Annotated in this window: 16 protein-coding genes; 9 read left to right on the forward strand and 7 right to left on the reverse strand. The window is 71.8% G+C overall.

The window, feature by feature from the left end; translation table 11 throughout:
- The 3 genes from A3IG_RS0123535 to A3IG_RS0123545 all read right to left on the reverse strand — a co-directional run.
- Window positions 1-447, reverse strand: a 447-nt coding sequence (locus A3IG_RS0123535) for a Gfo/Idh/MocA family protein (protein ID WP_018386055.1), incomplete at its 3' end; no start/stop codon positions are given.
- 35 nt (window positions 448-482) lie between these two features.
- Window positions 483-2,627 carry a hypothetical protein gene (locus A3IG_RS0123540; RefSeq protein WP_018386056.1) on the reverse strand — a complete coding sequence of 715 codons (2,145 nt, stop codon included), beginning with the start codon at window positions 2,625-2,627 and terminating at the stop codon, window positions 483-485.
- A gap of 353 nt (window positions 2,628-2,980) precedes the next feature.
- The gene (locus A3IG_RS0123545; RefSeq protein WP_018386057.1) at window positions 2,981-3,853 is read right to left on the reverse strand and encodes an IclR family transcriptional regulator; all 873 of its coding nucleotides are present in this window, start codon (window positions 3,851-3,853) and stop codon (window positions 2,981-2,983) included.
- A 289-nt stretch (window positions 3,854-4,142) separates the two neighbouring features.
- Here A3IG_RS0123545 and A3IG_RS0123550 point away from each other — a divergent pair, with 289 nt between their 5' ends.
- The 4 genes from A3IG_RS0123550 (at window position 4,143) to A3IG_RS0123565 (ending at window position 8,474) form a co-directional block, all read left to right on the forward strand.
- Window positions 4,143-5,531 (forward strand): aspartate aminotransferase family protein, encoded by a 1,389-nt coding sequence (locus A3IG_RS0123550; protein ID WP_018386058.1) that lies wholly within the window; start codon window positions 4,143-4,145, stop codon window positions 5,529-5,531.
- Window positions 5,531-6,718, forward strand: a complete 1,188-nt coding sequence (locus A3IG_RS0123555) for a mandelate racemase/muconate lactonizing enzyme family protein (RefSeq protein WP_018386059.1) — start codon at window positions 5,531-5,533, stop codon at window positions 6,716-6,718. Before A3IG_RS0123550 ends, A3IG_RS0123555 begins: the two co-directional genes overlap by 1 nt.
- Window positions 6,715-7,557 carry an amidohydrolase family protein gene (locus A3IG_RS0123560; RefSeq protein WP_018386060.1) on the forward strand — a complete coding sequence of 281 codons (843 nt, stop codon included), beginning with the start codon at window positions 6,715-6,717 and terminating at the stop codon, window positions 7,555-7,557. The genes A3IG_RS0123555 and A3IG_RS0123560 overlap by 4 nt, the downstream gene beginning before the upstream one ends.
- Before the next feature lie 71 nt (window positions 7,558-7,628).
- Window positions 7,629-8,474: an SDR family NAD(P)-dependent oxidoreductase gene (locus tag A3IG_RS0123565; protein ID WP_018386061.1), complete on the forward strand. Its 846-nt coding sequence runs from the start codon at window positions 7,629-7,631 to the stop codon at window positions 8,472-8,474.
- A 57-nt stretch (window positions 8,475-8,531) separates the two neighbouring features.
- Here A3IG_RS0123565 and A3IG_RS0123570 read toward each other — a convergent pair whose 3' ends face one another.
- Window positions 8,532-9,413, reverse strand: coding sequence for a DUF3152 domain-containing protein (locus A3IG_RS0123570; protein ID WP_018386062.1), 882 nt, complete (start codon window positions 9,411-9,413; stop codon window positions 8,532-8,534).
- A gap of 209 nt (window positions 9,414-9,622) precedes the next feature.
- Between A3IG_RS0123570 and A3IG_RS0123575 the strand changes: the two genes are divergently transcribed.
- From A3IG_RS0123575 to A3IG_RS0123590, 4 genes are all read left to right on the forward strand, one after another.
- Window positions 9,623-10,315, forward strand: coding sequence for a response regulator transcription factor (locus A3IG_RS0123575; RefSeq protein WP_018386063.1), 693 nt, complete (start codon window positions 9,623-9,625; stop codon window positions 10,313-10,315).
- Between the two features lie 14 nt (window positions 10,316-10,329).
- Window positions 10,330-11,829 (forward strand): sensor histidine kinase, encoded by a 1,500-nt coding sequence (locus A3IG_RS31035; RefSeq protein WP_018386064.1) that lies wholly within the window; start codon window positions 10,330-10,332, stop codon window positions 11,827-11,829.
- Entirely contained in the window at window positions 11,826-12,452 is a 627-nt protein-coding gene (locus A3IG_RS31040; RefSeq protein ID WP_018386065.1) for a hypothetical protein, read from the forward strand. The genes A3IG_RS31035 and A3IG_RS31040 overlap by 4 nt, the downstream gene beginning before the upstream one ends.
- A 96-nt stretch (window positions 12,453-12,548) precedes the next feature.
- Window positions 12,549-13,058, forward strand: coding sequence for a nitroreductase family deazaflavin-dependent oxidoreductase (locus tag A3IG_RS0123590; RefSeq protein ID WP_104530838.1), 510 nt, complete (start codon window positions 12,549-12,551; stop codon window positions 13,056-13,058).
- Window positions 13,059-13,068: 10 nt separating this feature from the next.
- Here A3IG_RS0123590 and A3IG_RS0123595 read toward each other — a convergent pair whose 3' ends face one another.
- From A3IG_RS0123595 to A3IG_RS0123605, 3 genes are all read right to left on the reverse strand, one after another.
- The gene (locus A3IG_RS0123595) at window positions 13,069-13,773 is read right to left on the reverse strand and encodes a gamma-glutamyl-gamma-aminobutyrate hydrolase family protein (RefSeq protein ID WP_026220595.1); all 705 of its coding nucleotides are present in this window, start codon (window positions 13,771-13,773) and stop codon (window positions 13,069-13,071) included.
- A 703-nt stretch (window positions 13,774-14,476) separates the two neighbouring features.
- Complete coding sequence (locus A3IG_RS0123600; RefSeq protein WP_018386068.1) at window positions 14,477-15,856, reverse strand: cation:proton antiporter domain-containing protein; 1,380 nt, start codon at window positions 15,854-15,856, stop codon at window positions 14,477-14,479.
- Between the two features lie 399 nt (window positions 15,857-16,255).
- Window positions 16,256-16,885: a TetR/AcrR family transcriptional regulator gene (locus tag A3IG_RS0123605; RefSeq protein ID WP_018386069.1), complete on the reverse strand. Its 630-nt coding sequence runs from the start codon at window positions 16,883-16,885 to the stop codon at window positions 16,256-16,258.
- A gap of 100 nt (window positions 16,886-16,985) precedes the next feature.
- Between A3IG_RS0123605 and A3IG_RS0123610 the strand changes: the two genes are divergently transcribed.
- A complete protein-coding gene (locus A3IG_RS0123610) occupies window positions 16,986-19,127 on the forward strand; it encodes an MMPL family transporter (protein ID WP_018386070.1) in 2,142 nt (713 codons plus the stop codon).
- Window positions 19,128-19,560: the final 433 nt, after the last annotated feature.

Raw genomic sequence — 19,560 nt, forward strand, 5'->3', positions numbered from 1 at the left:
GCCGAGCACCCCGGAGTCCACCACCTGTTTCACCAGGTCGGTGTAGGGGGTGTACCGCATGACGTGGCAGACGGCGAAGAGCACACCGGTCTTCTCCACGCCCTCCACGATCTGGCGGACCTCGTCCTCGGTGGGAGCGAGCGGCTTCTCGGCGAGGACGGCGTAGCCGGCCTCGGCCAGCGCCAGGACCGGCTCCACGTGCTGACGGTCCTGGGTGGCAACGATCACCGCGTCGGCGACCCGCTCCCGCACCAACGGCCGCCAGTCGTCGAAGGCCAGCGGAGCGCCAGCCGCCGCACGAGCCGCCGGCCGCGGGTCGGCGACCGCGACGAGCTCGGCCGCCGACGGATGCGCCTTGATCCACTCGGCGTAGGTCAGGCCGCGGTTGCCGGCGCCGACGAGGGCTATCCGGACCGGTCGGTCGGTGATCGGGGGATGCGGAGCCACGTGAGTTCCCAGGGGCTTGGTGGGTGGGAGGGGGATCAGAAGCGCAGGTTGCCTGCGGTGTGCGCGACCCGGTCGCCTTCCTCGGGCATCGCGGTGCGCTTGGTGCCGTCCTCGGTGCACCCGCTGTGCAGCAGGTGGCTGCCGGTGCCGGAGAACGCCTCCGCGGCGAGCTCGAGCCGGCCACCGGTGAAAGAACAGCCGGTCGCCCGGTACCGGTTGGTGCCGTCGGTGAGCAGGACGTGCGCGGTGTCGCCGTCGGACGCGGTGCTCTCGAGGCCGGTGAGCTGCCAGGTGACCGTGCGGTCGGCGCCGGCCCTGGACAGCACGGCGCCGTCCTTGTTGGTGCCGGTGATCCGGGTGCCGGAAATGGTGAGCCGCTGGTCGTTGGCGCCGGTCAGCTTCACCCCGGTGTCCCGCAGCGTCCCGCCCTCGAGGGTGACCTCCGCGTGGGCGACGCGGACTGGTGCCGCCTGTGCCGAGCCGGTCACGGCGCAGTGGTCGAGCACCAGCGGGCCGGTCCCGTTGAAGGCGGCCCCCTCGGCGCCGCGCAGGGTGGTGCGGCTCAGGGTCAGTGGCGCGGACACGTTGGCCTTGGTGATCTCCGCGCCGGCGGCGAAGGAGAACGCCGAGTCCGCGATCACGTTCGGCCGCGAGGAGCGCGACGACGCCTGGGAGACGATCAGCGGACCGCTGGCGGTGCAGCCGCGGAGCTGTACGCCGTCGGCGTTCACCCACAGCATCCCGGAGCCGTCCAGCGACTTCTTGCCGATGACGGTGACGTCCTCGAGGGTGAGGTCGGTCACCTTGACCCGAGCCACGAACCAGGAGCAGGAGTGTCGGCGCACGGTGATCCGCTTGGCGGCCCCACCCCAGGCGGCACCCGAGTTGGCGAAGGTCATCAGTCCGGAGTTGCCGGTGTAGACCAGGTCGTGCTCGAACTGCCCGTGGGTGACGAACGGTCCCTGGTCGTCGCCGTCGCCGTGGCAGTTGGTCACGTAGCAGTAGGCGGAGGCGGTGAAGTCGTTGAGGTGGCGGGCGTTGGAGGTGTGGCAGTCCTCCACGTGTCCGTACAGGCAGTAGATCTGCTGGGTGAGGTAGCCGGCTCCGCCCCAGGTGACCGACGTCGGATTGGCCAGGGAGCAGCGGTCGGTGCGGAAGTAGGTGCACCAGCGGCGCATCACCACGGGCCAGAAGGTGCCGGTGGCCTCGATGCCGGACACGTCGCAGCGCACCGCGTACTCGTAGGCCACCGGGTGGGAGCCCGTGTACTGGTCGTCGCCCGCGCCTTCGAACACCATGTTGCGCACGTGCGCCCGGTCCACCGGGTTGACCCGGGTCCAGGTGAGGGTGCGCCCCGCTGCCATCTCCCAGCCCACCTGGTAGTTCACCCGGATGTGGCTGCCGTCGACGATGTCGGTGACCTGGACCAGGCGCTGGATCTCCTTCTCGTACTTGCCCGAGACGGCGTCCGACTCCACGGCCCACCACTGCCCGACCTTGAACGCCCCGGAGTCGCCGACCTCGAACAGGTCGGACAGGTCCGGCATGACGGCGCCCAGGGTGTGCTTGTGCAGGGTGTCGGTGACCTCGCCGCGGAAGAACAGCACCGCGCCGAACGGGTTGTCGTGGCTGTTCTTCTCGATGCCCTCGGTGACCATCCGGTGGCCGCCGAAGTCCAGCTCGATGTTGGAGCGGGCCCAGGTGTGGCGGCGGAGGAAGAGCAGGTCGGTGTGGGCCTCGATGCGGTACACGGAGGCGTCGGCAACCATGGCGTCGAGGGCGTCGTCGGCCGGGGTTTCGGCGTCGAAGATCCCGAAGGTCCGGAAGTCCAGCACCCCGGTGTGGAGCTGCCGCCAGCGGCCCTTGCCGGAGCCCTTGGGCGCGATCACGGTTCCGCCGTTGTGCTGGGCGGTGGCGGCGGCGTCCCAGGTGACGGCCATGGAGCCGCCGTCGCCCGCGCTGCGGTAGCCGGCGACCACGGCCACCGCGCCGTCGCTGAGGGACGAGGGGTTGAGGGAGCGGAGCACCTCGACGGAGTCGACGTGCAGGACGTCGCCACTGGCCGGGGCGGCCTGCGCGGTGCGTGAGGTGACGGCGGTGCCGGCGACCACCAGGCCGGCGAGCCCGGTGGCCCGCAGCAGGTGACGGCGTGCGGTGGACGGTTGTTGCGGAACGCTCATGGCGGGGAACGCCTTCCGAGAAGTACCGGGACGAGGAGCGTTCCTGCGGACGAGCTGCCGTGCGGCGGATGGCTGGGAAGTGACCCCCCACAGCGTGAGGGTCATGGAGCGCTCGACGGGTGAAGGGCAGACACCGCGAGCGGGATGATGGTGAATGTCGCGCCGGTGACGGGAAAGGTCATGGCGACTGGCTGGGAACTTAACGGGGTACCGCGGATCGGTCAAGACCAGATTTCGCCGACCTGAGGAATGATCCCCGCCCAGGCTGGTGCGCAGGCGCCCGGAAACGGCTCGCCGGTCACGTGGGGCGAGGCGTTCCGGGTGCGCCCGGCGGGCCGCGGAGCGGCCGGGGGTCAGCCTTCCGCGCCCACCGCGGTCGTCTCCGACCCGGCACCGCCGTCGTGCGCGGTCTCGCCCGCCGCTGCGGGGTCCGTCCAGCCCAGCGCGCGGTTGATCCGTGCGGCGGCGTCCCGCACCTGCCCGCCCAGCTCCTGGTAGCGCCAGGCGGGCAGACCGAGCTTGAGCCCGGTGATGCTGATCGCCCCCACGCACATCCCGCGGTCGTCCAGGACCGGGGCGCCGATGCAGATGATGCCCTCGGCGTCCTCCTCGTCGTCCAGGGCGTAGCCGACGCGCTCGATGTCCCGCAGGTGCGCCAGCAGGGTGGCCGCGTCGGTGATGGTCCTGCCCGTGCGGCGGGGCAGGCCGAACCGTTCGATGACCGCCGCGGCCTCGGCCTGCGGCACCGCGGACAGCAGGGCCTTGCCCAGACCGGTGCAGTGGGGGAGTTCGCGCTGCCCCATCCGCAGGTCGAGGCGGACCGGGTGGTCGAGCTCCACCTGGTCCACCACCACCGCGTGGCCGTCCTCCGGCACGGCCAGCCGGGAGGCCATCCCGGTGGTGGCGGTGAGGTCCCGCAGGACGGGGTGGGCCACGCCCCGCAGCGACACCTGGGAACGGGCCCGGTCGCCGAGCCGGGCCAGGCCCATGCCGAGGCGGTAGCGGCGGTTCATGCCCTCGCCGTCGTCGGAGACCAGGCCGTACTCGCGCAGGGTCTGCAGCGTTCCGAACGCGGCGCTCTTGGAGATCCCGCAGGTCTGCGCGACCTCCGTCACGCTCAGGCTGCCGCCGGGCGCCGGAGAGGCGAGGGCCTCGAGGATGTCCGCCGCCCTGGCGACGCTCTTGACCCAGTACTTCGGCTGTGCCGGAACAGCTCTGTTCGTCATGACCGAACAGTCTACTGCTCGTCACCTTGATCCCCACTCGTTTCGCCGGCACCCCCAGCCAGCGTGTTCTGCGGCAGGTGCCGCACATCACCTGGTGGTACGGGGTTGACCGGGACGGCTTGCCGCCGTAATCTCCAGGCACTGTTCGGCCCTACCGAACAGCGTTCTGAAAATTGCCATACAGCGAACCCACCTCCTTCCTGCGGCGACTGCCGGGCGGATGGCGCCAGGGTTCACGGGCCGGGCAGGGCCCGTGGAACCACGACTGACGACGCAAGGAGCAAGCACCATGAGTTCAGGCCCGGGCAGCAGTACTTCCGGAGCCGGAGCCCGGATCGCCGAACGCGCCCGCCGGGTCGTGCCCGGCGGTGTGAACAGCGGCCAGCGCAGCGTGCCGGGACTGACCGACCTGGTCATCACCGGCACCGGCGGCGCTCGTTTCCGCACCGCGGACGGACGCGAGTTCATCGACTTCCACGCGGCGTTCGGCCCCCCGCTGCTCGGTCACAACGATCCCGACGTCGCCCGCGCGGTCGCCGAGGCCGGGACCAGCCTCGGACACATGGGCGTCGGGGTCACCGAGGGCGAGGTCCTGCTCGCCGAGCAACTCGTCGAGCTGATCCCCTCCGTCGAGAAGATCCTGCTCACCAGCACCGGCAGCGAGGCCACCTTCCACGCGCTGCGCGTGGCCCGGGCCGCCACCGGCCGCCGCCTGGTGGTGAAGTTCCAGGGCTGCTACCACGGCTGGCACGACTCGGTCAGCCTCAACGTGATCTCCACGCCGGAGCGCGTCGGCGGTCGCGACCCGATCTCCACCGGCATCCTCCCCGAGGTGCTCGAGGCGACCCTCGTCCTGCCGTTCAACGACAGCGAGGCGGTCCGTGCGGCCTTCGCCGCCCACGGGCAGGACATCGCCGCGGTCATCCTCGAGCCGGTCCCGCACAACGTCGGTGCACTCCTGCCGCACCAGGAGTTCCTCACCACGCTCCGCGAGGAGACCACCAGGGCCGGCAGCGTGCTGGTCTTCGACGAGGTGATCACCGGCTTCCGGCACCACACCGGCGGCTGGCAGACCATCTCCGGTGTCACCCCCGACCTGACCACCTTCGGCAAGGCCATGGCCAACGGGGCTCCGGTGGGGGCCCTCGGCGGCCGGGCGGACCTGATGGACCTGTTCTCCTCCCGCCCCGGCGGCCCCACGTTCTTCGCCGGCACCTACAATGGGCACCCCTCGGTGGTCGCCGCCGCGCTGGCCACCCTGCGCAAGCTCCGGGAAGAACCCGTCCACGAGCACGTCTTCCGGCTCGGCGAGCGGGTCCGCACCGAGCTGACCGCGCTCTACCAGCGGCTGGACGTCCCAGCGGTGGTCGCCGGCTACGGCTCGGTCTTCGTCACCTACTTCATGCCCGGCTACGCGCCGGGACAGCTCCCAGGCAGCTACACCGACCTGCTCGCCAACGACGCCGCGCTGTTCGTCGGCTACCGCCGCCGGCTGCTGGAGCACGGACTGTTCGAGCTCCCGCTCAACCTCAAGCGGAGCCACATCAGCTACGCACACACCGACGACGACGTGGACCGGCTGCTGACCGCCACCGAGACCGCGGTCCGATCGGCCCTCGCCGACGGCGGCGCCGGCGACCTGGCCCACACCTCCACCATGGGCGGAGCGCGCGACTGATGCTCACCGTGAACCGCACCCGACCGGTCGGCCCCGCCGGCCGCATCAGCCGGGTGGAAACCCTGATGCTGGGCACCGCCTGGCGCGACTTCGGCTACGTCCGGGTCCACACCGACGAGGGACTGACCGGCATCGGGGAGATCACCCACCCCTACCGCGGCCGCGAGGTCTGCTCCCTCACCGAGTCGCTGGCCCAGCGCCACCTGCTGGGCGCCGACCCGTTCGACGTCGAGGAGCTGTGGCTCCGCGTCTACCAGGGTGACTTCCTGCGCGGCGGCGACGTCGGCGGCGTCGCCCTGTCCGGGCTCGACCAGGCCATGTACGACCTGATGGGCAAGGCCCTGGGGGTTCCCGCCTACCGCCTCACCGGCGGCGCCTGCCGGGACCGCGTCCGGGTCTACGCCAACGGCTGGTACAACGGCGAACGCGACCCCGAGGTGTTCGCCGCCAAGGCCCGCGAGACCGTGGCCCGCGGCTTCACCGCCCTGAAGTTCGACCCGTTCGGCCCCGGCCTGCACGAGCTGGACCGTGCCGAGCTGCGCCGCTCCACCGAACTGGTCGCCGCGGTCCGCGACGCCATCGGTCCCGACGTCGACCTGTTCGTCGAGGGCCACGCCCGGTTCGCCATGCCGACCGCCGCGCGGCTGCTGCGGGAGCTGGAGCCGTTCGACATCGGCTGGCTCGAGGAACCGATGCCCTGGACCCACATCGAGCGGTACGCCGAACTGAGGCAGCGGGCGCCGTTCCCCATCTCCGGCGGCGAGCACTTCCACAACCGGTACGAGTACAAGCAGCTCTTCGCCACGGCCGCCGTGGACATCATCCAGCCCGACCTGTCCATGGCCGGCGGACTCACCGAGGTGCGCAAGCTCGCGGCCATCGCCGACAGCCACGGCATGCTGGTCGCCCCGCACAACTCCAACTCGCCGCTGTGCACCACCGTCTCCGTCCACGCCGGGCTCGGCATCCCCAACCTGAAGATCCTGGAGACCTTCGACGGTCTGCTGGAGGATCACGTCTTCCAGGCACTGCGCGGCGTGCTGCCCATCGAGGACGGCCACATCGGCCTGCCGACGGCGCCGGGCTTCGGCGTGGAACTGGTCGATGAGGTCTTCGCCGAGCACCCGCCCACCCACCGCTTCTGGAACATGTTCGAGGACGGGTGGGAGAAGAGGAACCGGACATGATCGTTGACGTCCACTCCCACCTCTTCCGGCACAGCCACGACTTCGACGACACCTTCCGCGCCGAGTCCGCCCGGGCCCACGCCGGCGAGGTGGACCTCACCGTGCGCTGGGAGGAGTACGCGGCCACCGCCCCGGACGACACCCGCACCATCGTCGTCGGGGGCAAGGCCCGCCGCAGCGGCCTGTGGGTGGACGACGCCGCCGTGGCCGCGTACACCGCGTCCCGTCCCGACCGGCTGATCGGCTACCTCTCCCTCGACCCCACCCAGCCCGGGTGGCAGGACGAGCTGCGCCACGGCCACCAGGAACTGGGACTGCGGGGCATCAAGCTGATGCCGATGTACGCCGGTTTCGACCCGGCGGACCCGGCCCACGACGACCTGTACTCCTACGCCGAGAGGCACGGCCTCCCCCTGCTGGTGCACACCGGGACCACCTTCGTGGCCAAGGCACCGCTGGAGTACGCCATGCCCCGCCACCTGGACGCGGTCGCCATCCGCCACCCCGAGCTGCGGATGGTGCTCGCCCACCTCGGCCACCCCTTCGAGGGGGAGTGCATCGCCGTCATCCGCAAGCACCCCCACGTGTACGCGGACGTCAGCGCCCTGCACTACCGACCGTTCCAGCTCTGGCACAGCCTGCGGCTGGTGCAGGACTACGGGGTCTGGCACAAGCTGCTGTTCGGCAGCGACTACCCCTTCACCACCGTCGACGACTCGGTGGAGGGGCTGCGGAGCGTGGCCCGGGTGCCAGGCATCCCTGGGCTGCCGCCGCTGGACGTGGACGCCGTGGAGGAGCTCATCCACCGCCCGTCGCTCGACCTGCTCGGCCTGTCCTGACCACTCGCCCCGGGGCGGTCCGCCGCCCCGGGGCCACCGTCCCCCGTCCCACCCGTGCACGAAGGAACCCGATGACCGACGCCCCGCACCGCGGCACCGAACGCTTCGACCTCACCGGCCGCACCGCCCTGGTCACCGGAGCGGCCCGCGGCCTGGGCCGGGCCTTCGCGGTGGGGCTCGCCGAGGCGGGAGCGGACCTGGTCCTGGTGGACCTCCCGGGGGCCGAGGGCGTCACCGAGACCATCGCCGCCGTCGAGGAACTGGGCCGCCGCGCCTGGAGCTACCCGCAGGACCTGAGCAGGACCGGTGAGCTCGCCGACCTGGTGGACACCGTCCGCGCCGAACGGGGGCCCCTGCACATCCTGGTCAACAACGCCGGCACCGCGGCCCTCGAGCGCTACAACGAGATCACCCAGGAGAGCTGGCACGCGGTGATGCGGGTCAACCTCGACGCGGTGTTCTTCCTCAGCCAACGCGTCGCCGAGCACATGACGGCGGACCGGGTCACCGGCCGCATCATCACCGTCACCTCGAAGAACGCCCTGGTGGCCGAGGCCGGCCTGGCCCACTACAACGCGTCGAAGGCCGCGGCCCAGCTCCTCACCGAGACCCTCGCCGTGGAGCTCGCCCCGCACGGCATCACCGCCAACACCCTCGCCCCCGGCATGGTGGACACCCCCATCGACGGCGACTTCCCCCTGGACCGCGACGCCTTCGAGGCGGCCTACCGCGAGCGCATCCCCCTGGGCCGCTACGCACGCCCGGACGAGTGCGTGGGCGCGCTACTGCTGCTCGCCTCCGACGCCGGTGCCTACATCACCGGGGCGCGCCTGGTGGTGGACGGCGGGGTGCTCGCCGACCAGATGCCGCGCACCCGGTTCATGCCCCCCTACCGGAACACGGTCCGACCCGAGTAGGTGCCGCGCACCCGCCGCCACGGGTCCCGTGCCCCGCCGGGGCACGGCCCGCCCGGCTCAGGGCACCGCTGGCCCGGTGACCGGGCGACCGTCGGCGTCGAAGGGCCAGACGTTGGGGAGGCAGCCGTGCATCCCCTTGATCTGCTGCATCATCACCGGCGCCGGCGCACCCTGGCCGGGGCAGCCCTGGTGGCCGTGGCCGAGGAAGTGGCCGACCTCGTGGTTGATGATCAACGCCCGGTACCCGGCCACGTCGTCCTCGTAGACCGGGGTGGCCAGGACCCACCTGCGGAGGTTGACCACCACCTTGTCGTCCACTCGGCAGTTGACCTCCCCGCCGGTGTCGAGCCCGTAGGCCCCGCAGATCCGGTCCACCGTTCCCGGGGTGGCGATCTGCACCACGAAGTCGTGGTCGCTGCCCGGCGCCACCCGTTGGAACCCGGCCCCGCCGTCGGCGGTCCACCCCCTGGGGTGAGCCAGGACGCCGTCCACCTGGGCGGCCGCGTCAGCCACGGACAGGGCGAGTCCGTCCTCCACCGCCACCTGGTACCGCAGGGGAGGCCCCGCGCCGACCGCCTCGCCCTCGCCCTGGGCCACGGTGAAGGTGCCCGGCCCGGACGCCGGGACGTCCTCCGCCCGTGTCGGGTCGCTCGGCCCCGCCGGAACGCTCCGCTTCGGTGGGCGCGGGCTGTTCCGTTCCGCCGCCCCGCCCGGCGTGGCACCCGCCGCCGGCGTGGTCGCCGTCCCGGTGCCACCGGGCGTGCCGCCGGCCGTGGCCGACACCGGGTCGGAGTCGACCGCCACCTTGACCATCACGGTGCCGAAGAACAGCAGTGCGGCAAGCCCGGCGATGAGCGGAAGTCGTGGCCAACGTGGGGAACCGGCGTGTCCGGGGCCCTGCTGACCGCGGCGGTGGCGCCGGTGAGCAGATCGGGTCATGGGACCTGACCATGCGATCGCTATGTGATCACGCTTGGCCCGGCGGATAACGAACCGGAAACGATGCCGGTGCGCCACCCGGGCGGCGCGGTGCCCCGCCACCTCGGCACCCCCGGCCACCGGCAGGGAGCATGTGATCGTTCTGTAACAGAAGCCCCGCGGGGGCCTCCCGTGTTCGACGCCGCGCGAGCGGTGCAGATACTGAGCTCATGCCACGCGTCCTGCTCATCGAAGACGACCCCGCTGTCCGGGAGGGCCTCCAGCTCGGCCTGCGTCGCCTCGGTCACGACATCGCCCCCGTGGCGACCGGGGAAGAGGGGCTGGCGCGGCTGCGGGCCTTCCGTCCCGACGCCGTGGTGCTCGACCTGATGCTGCCGGGGATGACCGGCCTTGAGGTGTGCCGCCGGATCAGAGCCGAGTTCCTGGTGCCGATCATCATGGTCACCGCCCGGGGCGACGACGTGGACGTGGTGGTGGGACTCGAGGCGGGAGCCGACGACTACGTGGTCAAACCCGTGCAGTCCCGGGTCCTCGGGGCCCGCATCCGGGCCGTGCTGCGTCGGGTCGGCGGCCCACCCGACGAGGGCCGCGGCATACCCTCCCTCGAGCACCACGGCGACCTGACCATCGACCGGGCCGGGTACGCGGTGGCCCACCGCGGCGTGCCGGTCGCGCTCGCCCCGTCCGAACTGCGCCTGCTGCTCACCCTTTCGGCCTCACCCGGACAGGTCTTCAGCCGCCAGCAGTTGCTCGAGGCGGTGTGGGAGCACAGCTACCACGGGGACGCGAGACTGGTGGACGCGTGTGTGAAGCGCCTGCGCACCAAGCTGGGGGAGATGTCGCGCCAGCCGCGGTACGTCCAGACGGTGCGCGGCTTCGGCTACCGGTTCCAGTCCCGGTGAGGCACCGCACACGGGTGCTGCCCGCCCTGCGCGGCCTGCGGGTGCGGCTGCTGGTCGCGTTCGCCCTCGTCGCCGGCGTCAGCGCGCTCACCACCGGGGCCCTGACGTTCCGCGAGGCCCGCAACGGCATGCTCCAGCAGAGCCAGGACACCACCGTCCGACAGTTCCGCGACCAGGTGAACACCCTCGCGCCCGCCCTGCCGTTCCCCCCGTCGCAGGCCGACCTGGAGACGTTCGCCGCGGAGACGGCCCGAGCCGGCAGGTCCCAGGGGTGGCGCGTCCTGGTCACCTACGGCGACATCGGCGCCACCTCCCGGCCGGAGGACGGGTTCGAGGCACTGACCCCCCGGCTGCGCGAAGCGGTGGCCGACCGTCCCAGCACCGCCTTCCAACGGGTGTCCACCGACCAGGGCCCGGCGCTGGTGGTCGGGGTGCCCATCACCTTCGTCACCGCGGACGGCGGGACCGGCGGGCCGACCGGGGTCGCGGCCTTCGTGACGGTGTCCCAGCGGAACGAACAGGCCACCATCGACGCGCTCACCCAGGCCGTACAGCGGGCCGTGATCCCCGCCCTCGCCCTGGCCGTGCTGCTCGCGCTGCTCGCCGCACGGCGGGTGCTGCAACCCGTGCGCCGACTGCGCGAGGCCGCCCGCAACATGGCCTCGGGGCGGTTGGACACCCGGCTGGCCGTGGACGGGGCCGACGAGCTCGCCGACCTGTCCAGCACCTTCAACGACACCGCCGCGGCGCTGGAGGCGTCCGTCGCGGAACTGCGCCGGATGGAGGCCCGCGCCCGTCGCTTCGCCGCGGACGTCTCCCACGAACTGCGGACCCCGCTGGCGGCGATGTCCGCGGTCACCGACGTGCTCGATGACAGCAGTGAGTCGCTCGACCCGGACACCGCCACCGCTGTCCGGCTGGTCAGTGAGGAGACGACCAAGCTCGCCCGGCTGGTGGACGACCTGATGGAGATCTCCCGCTTCGACGCCGGCGCGGCTGCCCTGTGCCTGGACGACATCGACCTCGCCGAGTCGGTGCGGCGCACCCTCGCCGCCCGCGGCTGGACCGACTCCGTGCACGCCGAGCTGCCCCCGCCCGGTGCGCTGCGCGGGCGGGTGGACCCGCGCCGCCTCGACGTGGTCGTGGCCAACCTGGTGGCCAACGCGTTCCGACACGGCGCCCCGCCGGTGCGGGTGCGTCTGTCGTCCGCCGGGGACGCGTACTCCGGGGCGTCGACCGCGGTCATCGAGGTGGTCGACGCCGGCCCGGGGATTCCACCGCAGGTCCTGCCGCACATCTTCGATCGCTTCTTCAAGGCCGACCCGGCTCGTGGCAGGACCGGAGGCAGCGGTCTGGGACTGGCCATCACCGCGGAGAACGTCCACCTCCACGGGGGCACCGTGCACGCGGCCAACCTGCCCGGTGCCGGGGCGGTCTTCACCGTCCGGCTCCCCCTCCAGCCGCAGCGGCCCGCCGTGCCCGCGCAGGCCACGAGCCGGCGGGGCCGGCGGTGAGCGGGCGGCTGACCAGGGCGGGAGTGCTGGCGTCCGGCCTGGCCCTGCTCCTGTGCTCCTGCCGTATCCCGGCCACCGGGGTGATCGAGGCCGGAGAGCCGGCGTCCGGGGTGAAGCCCAGGGCCCGGGTCTACTTCGTCCGGGACGGCGCCCTCGCCCCGGCGTTCCGCAGTGCGGGTCTGATCGGCCCGTTCGAACCGGAGCTGGCCCTCGCCGTGCTGCTGAAGGGACCGGTGCCCGCCGAGCGCGCCGAGGGCCTGGACACGGCCCTGCCCCTGCTGCCCACCCTGCCCGAGCTCGATCGGGACGACGGCACGATGTGGATCGAGATGCCCCCGGGTTCGCCGGTGTTGAGCGAGCTCGCCGTGGCGCAGGTCGGCTGTACCGTGCTGGCCGCTGAGGACCTGACGGCGCCGGCCGGGCAGCGGGTGGATGCCGTGGTGGTCGTCGATGCCGAGGGACAGCGGGCGGTCAAACCGAAGGACTGCGCGGCCCCCACGCCCGGCCTGCCCCACCCACCCGAAGCCACGGCGCCTGACCAGAGGGGGGTGGGGTCGGCGGACCACAGCGGCGGACAGGCCGGGACGCTCGAGGAACCCCTCGCGGCCACCCCGCGTCCCTGACGTCACGGCTGGCGGAAGGAGCACGGCGGCGGGCCCCCGCGGCTACTCTGGAGCCACGTGGCAGCCAACCACCGTCCCCGGCGTCTGTTGCACCCCATGATCCATCCACTGATCGCGCGCATCGGCGGGACCCGGACCTTCCGCGTCCTCGGTCCCCACCTGCTGCCTGCCGTGGACCGGTCCGTGCACCGGCTCAGCAAGGGCCGGTGGGTCCCCAGCAGGCTCGTCCTGCCCACGGTGCTCCTCACCACCACGGGCCGCAGGACGGGTCGCCAGCGCACCACCCCGCTGTGCGCCCACCGTTACCCGGACGGCGGCTGGTTGGTCGCGGGCACCAACTTCGGCCGCCGGCACCACCCCGCCTGGTCCACCAACCTCCTGCACCATCCGATCGCCACGGTGAGCTGGCGGGGGCACACCGAGCGGGTCACCGCGCGCCGGCTCCGCCCCGAGGAACTCGCCGAGGAACGTGCGCACCTGCTGCGGATCGTCCCGGTCTATGACACCTACGCGGCCCTGGCGGGCCGTGACGTGCGGGTCTTTCGTCTCACCCCCACCGGCCGGGACGCCGGAGCGCCCCCTGACGTCCCGGCAGCGGCGGGGTGAGCAGCGGCGATCAGCCCCGCTTGCCGGCGCTCGCGGCCTCCACGAGGGCCCGGAACAGCGGCATCGTCGAGTCGCCGAGTTCGCCGTGGGCCTGGATGCCCACCCGGAACGGGGCGTCGGGGTCCTCCTCCTCGGCACCCTCGATGATCCCGTCATCCGCCCACGCCGTGGCCACCATGCCGGCGCCGATCTCGGCGACGCCCTGGTGGTGGTGGCAGTAGACGGTGGGGGAGAGGCCCAGGATGCCGCCGAGACGCGAGTCGGGCTTGATCTGGATCTCCCGCGGCTCGTAGGTGCCGAGGACGGTGGGCCCGTGCTCGGGCAGGTGCTGGTGGAGCCTGCCACCGCGGGCGATGCACATGATCTGGAGCCCGCGGCAGATCCCCAGCACCGGCAGGCCGCGTTCCTCGGCCAGCCGCAGCGCGGCGAACTCGCTGTCGTCACGGAACAGGCGCGGCGGCTTGGTGTCGGGCCCTGGCTCCTCGCCGTACCGGGCCGGCGCCACGTCCGGCCCCCCGCTGAGCAGTAGCGCGTCGGCCTTCTCCATCACGGACTCGACCACCTCGGGGATCGGTGGCAGCAGCACGGGCGCGCCGCCCGCCTGCGCCACCTTCTCCATGTACTCCCACTGGAGCACACAGGTTCTGACATCCCCCCATATGCCCCAGTTAACCGTTGTCCCATCGCCGGTTACCACCACGATCGGTCGAGTCATCGTGCAGTCGTCCTTTCCCGTCGGAGTCGGTTGACACCCTCGTGAACTCCGCCCAGGGGTGTGAGCTTCTCGAGCAGATCCGTGGTGCGTGCCGCCCATGGATCTGTCGGACTGCCGATTATGGCTTCCCGTCCCGCTCCGGTCATCCGAATGCGGTGCGCTCCCATTTCCCGCACAACCGGAAGGCCTGGCGCCATGTCGTCGTGAGGCCCGCTCACGGCGGGGGAATTGTGCGTGCGAGGGCCCCGGCGGATGACCTCTTCATCCTCAGCAACCTCGCACGACAGGGGGTTCTCGGCGTTCTCACGGGACGCGGCACCTGGCCCGGTGCCGGGGGTGCCGGAACGGTCCCCGGTGCCCGGCGCAGCGCGCTCCTCGTTCAACTGCGGATTCATCGCGGTTGAACGGCGGTCGGCCGGGGGGATCTGTCGCGACGGGCGAGTGGGGTGGCGGTTCGGCGTCGAATCCAGGGGGACAGGTGTCGATCGCGTACTCACGGCGTCGGGAATTCCGCGGCTCACAGAACTCCGTGCGGACGACCGCGAACCACCCCCCGAAAGCTCGTTGAGTAGGCAATCATTGAGCTGGTGAATCGTCAGTTCCACGGTCGCCGGCCGGTGCGGCCCGCGTCCTCGGGGCACCGCGGTGCCCGGGTTCGGGGGCCGGGTCCCGGACGGCACCGGAACCCGACCCCGCCAGGGAGCTAGCCCTGGCTCGAAGGACGCTGCCTGACGCCGGCGGCACCGTCCGGTTGCGCCGCGTCGCCGTCGGCCGCCACGGGCGCGGCCCCGGCACCGACGGGCTTCGTTCCCGCCGCGGCCTGCGCCGCCATCGCTTCCTCCCGTTCCTTGGCCAGCGACATGGACAGCAGGGGCGCGGCCATCGCCGTGGTGAACAGCGCCATGATCACCATGGCGCTGAAGAGCTGGGTGTCCAGCACACCGAGACTGAGACCCACGTTGAGGATGATCAGTTCGGTGAGACCGCGGGTGTTCATCAGCAGCCCGAGGGTGCTCGCCTCCCGCCAGTCCATGCCGCTGAGCCGGGCGGGTATGGCCACACCTCCCAGCTTGGCGAGGCAGGCGACGGCGATGATGGCCAGCATCTCCCACAGGCCGGAGGCGGACATGGTGGTCAGGTCCACATTGAGCCCGGTGACCACGAAGAACAGGGGGAGCAGCAGCTTCCCCGCCTGTTCCAGCGGGACCATGGCCACCTCGCGTAGCGTGCCGTCGGTGTCCCGCGGCATGATGATGCCGAAGAGGAACGCCCCGAAGATGGCGTGGATGCCGATCTCGGAGGTGATGTAGGCGGAGCAGAAGACGCCTGCGGCGACGAGCACGGCCAGGTAGGGCCGGAGCGCCGTCGTGGCCCGCCGCAGGGTCCATGCGAGCAGCGGGCGGACCACCAGCAGCATGGCGCAGACGTAGACGACCGACCAGACGAGGGTGCCGACGAACGCCCCCGTGCCGGACGCGGTGACCAGGGCCACGACGAAGGCGAGCATGCACCAGGCGAGCACGTCGTCGGCGGCGGCCAGGGCGAGGGCGAGCGTACCCACCCGACTGAACTGGAGCCGTTGGTCGGAGATGATCCGGGCCAGGACGGGGAACGCCGTGATCGACATGGCGACACCCAGGTAGAGGCAGAAGTCCAGCATGTCCACGGAATTGCCGTTGACGCTGTCATGAGCACCGTAGATCAGGGCGGCCAGCCCCATGCCCAGGGAGAGCGGCAGCCCGATGGAGCACAGCCAGATGCCGCCGACGCTCTTGCGTCGACCGCGGAGGGTGGAGGCGTCGAACTCCCACCCGATGATGAACATGAAGAGCAGCAGGCCCACCTGCGACACCACGTTGAGGAAAGGGCGCACCTCGGCGGGGAAGAGGCGGTTGGGCAGGTCACCGGGAAAGAGCCCGAGCAGGCTGGGCCCCAGGCATATTCCCGCGGTTATTTCGCCGATTACCGCCGGCTGCTTGATCCGGCGGGCGAGCATCACAAAGACCGTTGCGACGGCGAGTACTAAGGCGATGTCGCCGATCGTCACGGTGACGATCCATTCGGCGTGTTCCGACTTGCTCACTGGTGGACCCCCGGGTGGATGGTTGTGCGGAAACCGGCAGTGTGAACGAGTCGGAAGTGGCGTGTCGAGAGGGTCCTCACGGCGATAAGGGGAGGCTCGAGGCCCAATAGAGCCCAGATCAAGGTGGGGCTGGCGCCAGGCGTTATCTCAGGCGCTGGTCAACCGCCTGTGCACCTGAGTTGATGCCCTGACGGGTCCCCAAACAGTGGGGTTAACGGGGAACGGCATCGATCTGATGGGGGCGTGCATATCGCATGGAGGGGCGCATCGAAGCGGATACCGTTATGGAGGGCGCTGTCATGCGCCCCCTCGTGGGGGTGGGGTGTCAGGAACACCGCATTCCCGATGTCCGCGGATCGCGGAATCCCCTTCCGCCGCACTGATCCCTGACCGGTGTCGTCAGGGCCGGCACAGACCTCCCATCACCACGTCGATCAGGCGTTCCACCGCCTCGCTCCGGGCCGCCTCGTCCAGTTGGGCCAGCGGTCCGTCCAGGATCAGCAGGCAGATGCCGTGCATCGGGGCCCAGGCCGCGGTCTCGGCGAGCGGCCGTCGGCTGACGGGCATCAGGCCGCGGGCGACCAGGTCGTCGAGGGCCTCAGTGAGCATGGAGTAGGAGCGCACCTGCTCGGGGGAGTCGTTGGTCCTGAGCGTTCCCTCGTGCTGGAACCCCGTGCGGAACAGCCCGGGCTCGGCCATGGCGAACGCCACGTAGCCGTGGGCCAGCGCTCTGAACCGGCGGTCGGTGTCGATCCGCTCGTCGCCCGACGGGGGCACCGCCGCCGCGGCGCGCTCCATGCTGGCGGCCAACCCGGCGTGGGCCTGGAGCTTGACCGCGTGGAGCAGGTCGCCGTGCCCGTCGAAGTGGCGGTAGGCGGCCGTGGCCGACACGCCGACGCGCCGGGCGGCTTCCCGCAGGACCACCGCCTCCGGCCCGCCGGTGCGGGCCAGGTCGGTGGCCGCGGAGATCAGGGCGTTGCGCAGGTCGCCGTGGTGATAGCGGGTGCGTCGGTTGCGGTTCGCGTCCACAGGACCATGCTGCCGGAAGTTGACACCGTTAGCATTCGCTGCAAGGGTCATGTTTACGACGTCAACATCCGGGCGTCGCCGGAACGAGGGGAGACTGCTGGTGCTCGACCGGATCAGCAGGCTGGCGCTTCACCACGCCCGCCTGGTCCTGGCCCTGACCGCCGTTGCGGTGCTGGCCATGGCGATCGTGGGCGTGGGGGCGTTCGGGAAACTGCAGGGCGGAGGGATCGACGACCCCGGCGCGCCGTCAACCCGGGCCCAAACGCTGATCGAGGAGAAGTTCGGCGGCGAGACCAACCTGGTTCTGCTGGTGCGCGCCGACGGCGGCCCGGACTCACCCCAAGCCCGGCGCGCCGCCCAGGCGCTGACCGAGGACCTGAAGGGCGAACCCACGGTGACCAACGTCGTGTCCTACTGGGACACCGGCGCCACCGCCCTGAAGTCCCACGACGGCACCCGGGCGCTGGTCCTGGCCCACGCCTCGGACGACGCCGCCGAGGCCCTCCTCGACCGCTACACCGGGGACCAGGGCCCCCTCCACATCGCAGCCGGCGGAGGCGTCGCACTCAACGAGGAGGTCACCGCCCAGGTGACCAAGGACCTCGCGCTCGCCGAGGCCATAGCGATACCCATCACCCTCGTCCTGCTCGTCCTGGTCTTCGGCAGTGTGGTCTCCGCGCTCCTGCCCCTGGTGATCGGACTGATCGCCATCGTCGGCACCTTCGCGGAACTGTTCGTCCTGGGCAGCCTCACCGACGTGTCCGTCTTCTCCATCAACCTGGCGACGGCACTCGGGCTCGGGCTCGGCATCGACTACGCGCTGCTCCTGGTCAGTCGCTTCCGTGAGGAGCTCGCCGCGGGCGCCGACGTGCCCCAGGCCCTGGGGAACACGGTGCGCACCGCGGGCCGCACCATCGCCTTCTCCGCCGCCACCGTCGCCGTCGCGCTCTCCGCACTGCTGCTCTTCCCCCCGTTCTTCCTCCGCTCCTTCGCCTACGCGGGCATCGGTGTGGTGATCATCGCCGCGCTGGCCGCCCTCCTGGTCGTCCCCGCCCTCCTCGCCGTGCTCGGGCCCCGCGTGAACGCCGGGCGGCTGCCCTGGGCATCGGCGGCACCCCGCACGGAGTCGCCGCTGTGGGGACGCGTCGCCAGGGCCGTGATGCGCCGGCCCCTGCTGACCGCCGCGCCGGTGGTGGCGCTGCTGCTGGTGGCGGCGAGCCCGCTGCTCGGTGTCACCTTCGGCACCCCCGACCAGCGGGTCCTGCCCGAGAGTGCGGCGAGCCGTCAGGTCTCGGACACCGTCCGTGAGGACTTCCCCGGCGACGACGCCAACGCCGTCCAGGTCATCACCACCGGCCCAGTGGCCGAACGCCCCCTGGACGACTACGCCCGGGCACTGTCCCGCGTCCCCGGGGTGCGCCGAGTGGACAGCAGCGCCGGCACCTACGTCGCCGGCCGGGAGGGCCGGCCGGGCCCGGGGAACGCCACTCTGGGCCGCCCCGACGCCCAACGGCTCACCGCGGTCACCAGCGTGCCGCCACGGTCCGACGCGGCCCAGGACCTGGTCCGGGCCGTCCGCGCGGTCGGACCCCCACCCGGCACCGAGGTGCTCGTCGGAGGCACCGACGCCGAACTGGTCGACTCCAAGCACTCCATCGGCAGTCGTCTTCCCGCCGCGGCCACGCTGATCGCCCTGACGACGTTCGTCCTGCTCTTCCTGTTCACCGGAAGCCTCACCCAGCCGCTGCGGGCCCTCCTGCTCAACGCCCTGAGTCTGGCCGCCTCGGTGGGAGTGATGGTCTGGATCTTCCAGGACGGCCACCTCGCCGCGTTCCTGGGATTCACCCCGCAACCCATGGACACCTCCATGACGGTGTTGCTCTTCTGCGTCGCCTTCGGCCTCTCCATGGACTACGAGGTCTTTCTGACCAGCCGGATCAAGGAACTGCACGACGGTGGATCCACCCCCGTCGAGGCTGTGACGGTCGGCCTGTCCCGCACCGGTCGCATCGTGACCACCGCGGCCGGGCTCCTCGCCGTGAGCTTCTTCGCCTTCGGGACCGGCGACGTCAGCTTCATCCAGATGTTCGGCCTCGGCAGCGGCCTCGCCATCCTGCTGGACGCGGTGGTCGTCCGCGGCGTCCTGGTCCCGGCCGCCATGCGCCTGCTGGGCCGCCACGCCTGGTTCGCCCCCCGCTCCCTGCGGCGACTCCACGGGAAGGTCGCCCTCAGCGACGGCTGAGCATCCCGCGCCGATACCGGACGGCCGGAGCCCGCGGGCCCCGGCCGTCCCTGGCGCCGGGTGGCCCGGTGCGGTCGGGATCCTGCGCGGTGCTCGGGGGCTGGCCGGGTGTCGTCGGGCCTACCGGTACGTCTTCGGGTGGATGGCCTCGTTCTAGGGCCTGTCTGATAAATCCCGCCTGGGTCGTGACGCCTGGCACGCACGCTCGCTGCGTTGTCGGGATCGTCCATGTACGCCCAGTACGAGGACGACCCTCCGCCTTGCGATCGCACGCACCAGACGCCGCGACCCCCGCCCTCCGGGCGGACGGCGCTACTTATCAGACAGGCCCTAGCCGAGTGGTTCCGATGGCGGGCAGCGGGTGGCACGGTCGCGTCAGATGGCGCGGGCCATCGCTGGGGAACAGCCCCGGGCGGCGACGCCCTCGATCCGG

Origin of the sequence: Wenjunlia vitaminophila DSM 41686, from assembly GCF_000380165.1 — a bacterium.
Taxonomy (GTDB): domain Bacteria; phylum Actinomycetota; class Actinomycetes; order Streptomycetales; family Streptomycetaceae; genus Wenjunlia; species Wenjunlia vitaminophila.

Coding starts and splice junctions, on each gene's coding strand:
- A3IG_RS0123540 (WP_018386056.1), bottom strand. CDS start 2,627: ATGAGCGTTCCGCAACAACCGTCCACCGCACGCCGTCACCTGCTGCGG.
- A3IG_RS0123545 (WP_018386057.1), bottom strand. CDS start 3,853: ATGACGAACAGAGCTGTTCCGGCACAGCCGAAGTACTGGGTCAAGAGC.
- A3IG_RS0123550 (WP_018386058.1), top strand. CDS start 4,143: ATGAGTTCAGGCCCGGGCAGCAGTACTTCCGGAGCCGGAGCCCGGATC.
- A3IG_RS0123555 (WP_018386059.1), top strand. CDS start 5,531: ATGCTCACCGTGAACCGCACCCGACCGGTCGGCCCCGCCGGCCGCATC.
- A3IG_RS0123560 (WP_018386060.1), top strand. CDS start 6,715: ATGATCGTTGACGTCCACTCCCACCTCTTCCGGCACAGCCACGACTTC.
- A3IG_RS0123565 (WP_018386061.1), top strand. CDS start 7,629: ATGACCGACGCCCCGCACCGCGGCACCGAACGCTTCGACCTCACCGGC.
- A3IG_RS0123570 (WP_018386062.1), bottom strand. CDS start 9,413: ATGACCCGATCTGCTCACCGGCGCCACCGCCGCGGTCAGCAGGGCCCC.
- A3IG_RS0123575 (WP_018386063.1), top strand. CDS start 9,623: ATGCCACGCGTCCTGCTCATCGAAGACGACCCCGCTGTCCGGGAGGGC.
- A3IG_RS0123590 (WP_104530838.1), top strand. CDS start 12,549: ATGATCCATCCACTGATCGCGCGCATCGGCGGGACCCGGACCTTCCGC.
- A3IG_RS0123595 (WP_026220595.1), bottom strand. CDS start 13,773: ATGACTCGACCGATCGTGGTGGTAACCGGCGATGGGACAACGGTTAAC.